General features: G+C 71.0%; 5 protein-coding genes. 3 read left to right on the forward strand and 2 right to left on the reverse strand.

Features of this window, described 5'->3' with window-relative positions; genetic code table 11:
- Positions 1-91: 91 nt before the first annotated feature.
- Positions 92-853, reverse strand: coding sequence for a THxN family PEP-CTERM protein (locus tag AC1MIR_RS09540; protein WP_480027933.1), 762 nt, complete (start codon positions 851-853; stop codon positions 92-94).
- 330 nt (positions 854-1183) lie between these two features.
- Here AC1MIR_RS09540 and AC1MIR_RS09545 point away from each other — a divergent pair, with 330 nt between their 5' ends.
- Both AC1MIR_RS09545 and AC1MIR_RS09550 read left to right on the forward strand, forming a co-directional pair.
- Positions 1184-2470: a DUF3422 family protein gene (locus AC1MIR_RS09545; protein ID WP_480027934.1), complete on the forward strand. Its 1287-nt coding sequence runs from the start codon at positions 1184-1186 to the stop codon at positions 2468-2470.
- 84 nt (positions 2471-2554) lie between these two features.
- On the forward strand, positions 2555-2860 hold the full coding sequence (locus tag AC1MIR_RS09550; RefSeq protein ID WP_480027935.1) for a hypothetical protein: 306 nt from the start codon (positions 2555-2557) through the stop codon (positions 2858-2860).
- A 298-nt stretch (positions 2861-3158) separates the two neighbouring features.
- Here AC1MIR_RS09550 and AC1MIR_RS09555 read toward each other — a convergent pair whose 3' ends face one another.
- A complete protein-coding gene (locus tag AC1MIR_RS09555; RefSeq protein ID WP_480027936.1) occupies positions 3159-3728 on the reverse strand; it encodes a nucleotide exchange factor GrpE in 570 nt (189 codons plus the stop codon).
- A 129-nt stretch (positions 3729-3857) separates the two neighbouring features.
- Here AC1MIR_RS09555 and murJ point away from each other — a divergent pair.
- The coding region (murJ, locus tag AC1MIR_RS09560) for a murein biosynthesis integral membrane protein MurJ (RefSeq protein WP_480027937.1) at positions 3858-5404 on the forward strand (1547 nt) is incomplete at its 3' end.

A 5404-nucleotide genomic window follows, 5' to 3' on the forward strand; every position in this document is an offset into this window, starting at 1 on the left:
GCCCCGCCGCCCCCCCGCCCCCCCCCCCCCCACCCACCCCCCGCCGCCGGGCGCCGCCCCCCCCTGGCCTGTTCGGCCCTTGGCTTGGCGGTCAGGCCTTGCGGCTGCGCATTACCGCACCCAGCCCGAGGAGGCCGGTCGCGAACAGCGCCAGCGACATCGGCGTCGGCACGGGGATGTTGATCGGGCGCAGCGTGACGTCGGCGAGCAGGATGGCGTCGTTGTTCTGCCCCTCGACCGTGAGGAACTGCGTCACGAAGTTGCCGTCGACCTGGAAGCCGCGGATGTTCAGCGTGAGCTGCTGGCCGTCCACCTCGAAGGATTCGGTGCTGTCGGCGATGCTGACCTGAACGCGGTCGGCGCAGCCGTTGATGTTCACGCCCTGGCCGTTGGCGCCGCCGAAGGGGCAGGGGTTGGAGCCGTTGGGCGTCTCGGTATGCGTGAAGTTGAAGACGAAGTTGCGGGTGCCCTGGCTGACCGCATCCACCAGCACCTCGGCCGTCAGCGTCAGCACCACGCTGGTGAGGAAGGGCCGGTTGATCGTGTTGTTCAGGTGGGTGAAGGTGCCCAGCTCGAACGGATCGGACGGCGTCGGCGGCACGCTGGCGCCGACCGGGATACCGGAAGCCACGAAGTCGTAGCCGCTCTGACCCTGCGGCGTCAGCGGCACGCCCCAGCGGATCGTCGGCGTGGTGGTGCCGCTGCCGCCGATCGTGGCGACGCCGGCGCTGTCGAGCACCGGGCTCGACCATGTGCCGACAAAGTTCTGCAGCGTGACCGTCGTGGCGCTCAGCGCCGGAGCGGCCGGCACCGTCAGCGCGATTGCCGCGGCGGCGGCGAGGACCCTTTTCATTTCATTTTTTCCCTCTTGTCGCCACACGCGGGACTGCGGTGGCGCACGCCAACCCTGCGTTGCAAAGGGCGTGCCATCCCGGCGGCGCGCAAAGTAAGGAATTGGATTCAATCGGGAAGTATCGTGCCTCTCGCCGAGGCCCGCGCGGGCGCTTGCACACACTGTAAACGAAGCCGACAGCCCGGCCCGGCGAATCGCCCAGCGGGGCCCAAGAGCTGTAAAGGATTCCGGCAGCGCAGGGGCCGCCCCGCGGGGCAGCACGCCCCCGACCGCAGGCCGCGCTTTCCTCGTTCCGATCCGAAGGCGAAGCGCGTAGGTTCGCGCCGGCCCATGATCCAAACCCTCCCCCTGCACCCCGACCGCGACCTGCTGGCGGGGGAGCTTCACGCCCGCCCGCCCCTGCCGCTGTCCACCCCCGTCGCCATCAGCCGGCTGGCCTGTGTCGCCGACCCCGGCGCCGAGAAGGGCGCGGCCATCGCGCATCTCGCGATGCTGTGCCGGCGCTACGGCGTCACGCCGCCGGCGCCCGGCGCCGATTTCTGGATCGCCGATTTCGGCCGCTTCTCGCTGCGTTACGAACGCCATACGGAATTCGACGGCTGGACCTTCTTCCGACCCGGCCCGGATGCCGCGGCACCCGACCCCTTCGACGAGACGGCTATCGAGGCGGTGCCGACGGACTGGCTCGCCGCCCTGCCCGGCCAGACCCTTGTGGCCAGCCATATCGCCGTGGTCCGTACCCAGGGGGAGGACGAGCCGCCGCCTCCCGGCTGTTTCGTGCCCGACAACCTGGCCGGCGCCAATCTTTCCGCCGGGGCGGCCACCTGCTGGACCGATTTCCGCCTCGGGCCCGACGGCTTCACCCGGCTGCTGCTGCAGGACCATGGCATGACGCCCGCAACCGCCGGCCGCCTGGCCCAGGCGCTGTGGGAGATCGAGACCTACCGGATGCTGGCCCTGCTGGCGCTGCCCGCCGCCCGCGCGGCGACCGCGGAACTCGCGCGCGCCTCGGAACGCCTGGCCGGGATCGCCGGGCGCCTGCCCGGCCTGACAGAACTCGAGGAGGAGCGCGCCGCGCTCGAGGAACTGACAGACCTCGCCACCGGGATCGAGCAGCAGGCCGCCATCACGGCCGATCGCTTCTCGGCGGGGCGGGCCTATCATGCGCTGGTGGGGCGGCGGCTGCAGGTGCTGCGCGAACAGCGGCTGCACGGCGTGCCGACGCTGACGGAATACCTCGAACGGCGGCTCGATCCGGCGATGGCCACGGTGGATGCGGCGCGCAACCGCATCCAGACCCTCTCCACCCGTTGCGCCCGCGCGGTGGAGCTGCTGCGCGCCCGCGTGGCCGTGGCGCAGGAGGAACAGACCCAGCGCCTGCTCGCCGCGATGGCCGACACCGGCCGCGCCCAGCTTCGCCTGCAGGAAACGGTGGAGGGCCTCTCGGTCGCGGCGATCAGCTACTACGTGCTGTCGCTGCTGGGCTACGCCATCAAGCCCTTCGAATTCGGCGGCTGGCTGCGCGGCGAGATGATCGTCGCGGTCCTCGTGCCGGTGATCGCCGCCATCGTCTGGACCCGGATGCGCCGGCGGCGGATCAAGCCCTCGCTGCTGTAGCTCCCTGTTTGTCGAACACCTCATGTCTGCTCAGCATTCTGGACGTCATTGCCAATTCGTCCTGAAACAGTCTAGCGTGACTAGATGCGGCAGGAAGATATCGAGGCTTTACGGCTAGACGAAGAGGAACGCAGCTTAGGAGCTGAGATAGCGCGCCTACAGTCGAATATCGTTTTGGGGTGGGCGCTGCTGACCCTTGGTTTCGGAGCGGCTGCCTTCTCCGGCCAAAGGATGTGGCTCGCTACCTACTTCATCGTGGTTGGTGTCGTCGCGCTCTTAGCCTTCGGCTTCTACACCGCGCATGCGGTCCAGCGGATGCGGCAGCTTCGCCCGAAACACTGGGCTCTGGTGCTGAAGAGAATGGACAGGGCTACGCGCAAATCCGAGTAGCGGGCTGCAGGCGCCATCATGCGCCGAGCGGCGATCAACGATAAGCTTAGAAATCCCACGGCGCAACGCACGGCGTTGTAGATCAAGGGCGCGCGATGGTTCCGCTCATAATCGGGGGCTGGGCTGCCCGAAACCGGCACCGGGCAGCGGTAGAAGTCTTAAGCCGATGCAACTGGCCAGCGGCGCGCAATCTTGAAGGAGGAGCCACGCGCACGTTGCGCCGCGATGAAGGATTACGCGATGTCCGCGGCTACCAGCAGCAAGGCCCTTCGCCTAACGGTCCGGCGCGCGAAGGGCGTCACCCCTTCCCCGCCACCACCACCATCGCCGGCTTCAGCAGCCGGCCGTTCAGCGTCCAGGACGGGGTCCAGGCCTGGATGACCGTGCCGGGCTCCACCCCCTCCGGCGCCGGCTGCTCGGCCATGGCCTGGTGCAGCTCGGGGTCGAAGGGCTGGCCCTGGGCATCCTTCTTCTGGATGCCGTGGCGCTCCAGCATGGAGACGAAGCCGCGCTCCACGCCCTCGAAGCCGTTGCGCAGCTTCGCCAGCAGCTCCGCCTCGCCTTCCTCGGCCTTGGGCAGGCTGTCGAGCCCGCGGCGGAGGTTCTCGGCGGTCTCCACCACGTCGCGGGCGAATTTCTGCACGGCGTAGAGCCGCGCCTCCTCCGCCTCGCGCTTGGCGCGGGTGCGCAGGTTCTGCATCTCGGCCTCGGCGCGCAGCCACTTGTCGCGCAGCTCCTGCACCTCGGACTCCAGCGCGGCCAGGCGCTCGGCCTCGGTCATCAGCGGCGCCTCGGTGGTGTTGGCCTCGGGGCCCGCCGGCGGGGTCTCGGCCGCGGGGTCGTTCGGCGTGTCGTTCTTTTCGTTCATCATCGTCGTCGGGAAAGGTGAGGGGGGCCGCCCGCGGGCGGCGCGTTGCCATTCACCTAGGCTCATGCAGGCCCCGGGACAACCCGAGCGGGCCTTCCGGCCCTTCCTCGGGACTGCTAACCCGCGGCGATGCTTCGCAGCGTGGCGACCGTCGGCGGCTGGACCATGGCGAGCCGCATCCTCGGCTTCGCGCGCGACATGCTGATCGCGGCGAAGCTCGGCGCCGGGCCGGTGGCGGATGCCTTCTTCGTCGCGCTCAAGCTGCCCAACCTGTTCCGCCGCCTGTTCGGCGAGGGCGCCTTCAACGCCGCCTTCGTGCCCGCCTTCGCCGGCAGCTACGCGGTGGAGGGCGCGCGCCAGGCGCAGGCGCTGGCGAACAGCCTGGCCGGGCTGATGACGATCTGGCTCTCCGCGCTCGTGATCCTCGGCATCGTCTTCATGCCGCAGCTGCTGTTCGTGCTGGCGCCCGGCTTCGTGGGGGAGGCGGTGCGCTTCCCGCTGGCGGTCGAGCTGACGCGCATCACCTTCCCCTATCTGCTGTTCATCTGCCTGGCCGCGCTGGTCTCCGGCGTGCTGAACGGGATGGACCGCTTCGCCGCCGCCGCCGCCGCGCCGGTGCTGTTCAACCTGATCGTGATGGCCGCGCTGCTCGGGCTGACGCCCTTCGTCGCCACGCCCGGCCATGCACTGGCCTGGGGCGTGCTGGCCTCCGGCGTCGCGCAGCTCCTGCTGTTGCTGGTGGCGGTGCGGGCCGCGGGGATGGCGATCAACCCGCTGTCGCGCCCGCGTCTGACGCCCGCCGTGCGCGGCGTGTTGCGGCGGATGGTGCCGGGGCTGGTGGGCGCCGGCGTGACGCAGCTCAACCTGGCGATCGACATCGTGATCGCCAGCCTGCTGCCCGCCGGCGCGGTGAGCTTTCTCTACTATGCCGACCGGATCGCGCAGCTGCCGCTCGGCGTGATCGGCGCGGCGGTCGGCACGGCGCTGCTGCCGCTGCTGGCGCGCCAGCTGCGCAGCGGGCAGCCCCTGTCGGCGCATCGCAGCCAGAACCGGGCCATCGAGCTGTCGCTCGCCTTCGCCCTGCCGGCGGCCTTCGCGATGGCGGTGGCGGCGGGGCCGATCATCTCCGCCCTGTTCGAGCGCGGCGCCTTCGGCGCGGCGGCCGCGGGCGCCCCGGCGGCGGCGCGCGGCGCCGATGCCGGCGGGCGCCCCGCCCGCGGGGGGGGGAAGGCGCTGACGCCCGGCTTCTTCGCCCGAGGCGACACGGCGACGCCGGTGAAGGTCGGTTTCGGGATCGTGGCGCTCAACCTGCTGCTGAACCTGGCGCTGACGCCCTTCCTTGCGCATGTCGGCATCGCGCTCGCGACCTCGATCGCCGCCTGGGTGAATGTGGCGGTGCTGGGCTGGCTGCTGGTTCGCCGGCGCGGCCTGGTGCTGGACCGGCGACTGCGCCGCACCGTGCCGCGGCTGCTGCTGGCGGCGCTTGCCATGGCGGTGGTGCTGGCGGGCCTGCAGGCGGTGCTGTTCCCGCTCGCCTCCGGCTGGGCGCGGCTGCTGGCGCTGGGCGGCCTGGTCGGTGCCGGCATGGCGGCCTATTTCGGCGCGGCGCAGATGCTGGGCGGCCGCGACCAGCGCGCGGCCGCCCGGGTGCGTAGGGGGGAGCGGTGGTTTTGTGG

The organism is Falsiroseomonas sp. RANM36 (genome assembly GCF_056682175.1).

Bases quoted from the DNA above. Each gene is read 5' to 3' on its own strand.
- AC1MIR_RS09540 (WP_480027933.1), bottom strand. From the start codon at position 853: ATGAAAAGGGTCCTCGCCGCCGCCGCGGCAATCGCGCTGACGGTGCCG.
- AC1MIR_RS09545 (WP_480027934.1), top strand. From the start codon at position 1,184: ATGATCCAAACCCTCCCCCTGCACCCCGACCGCGACCTGCTGGCGGGG.
- AC1MIR_RS09555 (WP_480027936.1), bottom strand. From the start codon at position 3,728: ATGAACGAAAAGAACGACACGCCGAACGACCCCGCGGCCGAGACCCCG.
- AC1MIR_RS09550 (WP_480027935.1), top strand. From the start codon at position 2,555: ATGCGGCAGGAAGATATCGAGGCTTTACGGCTAGACGAAGAGGAACGC.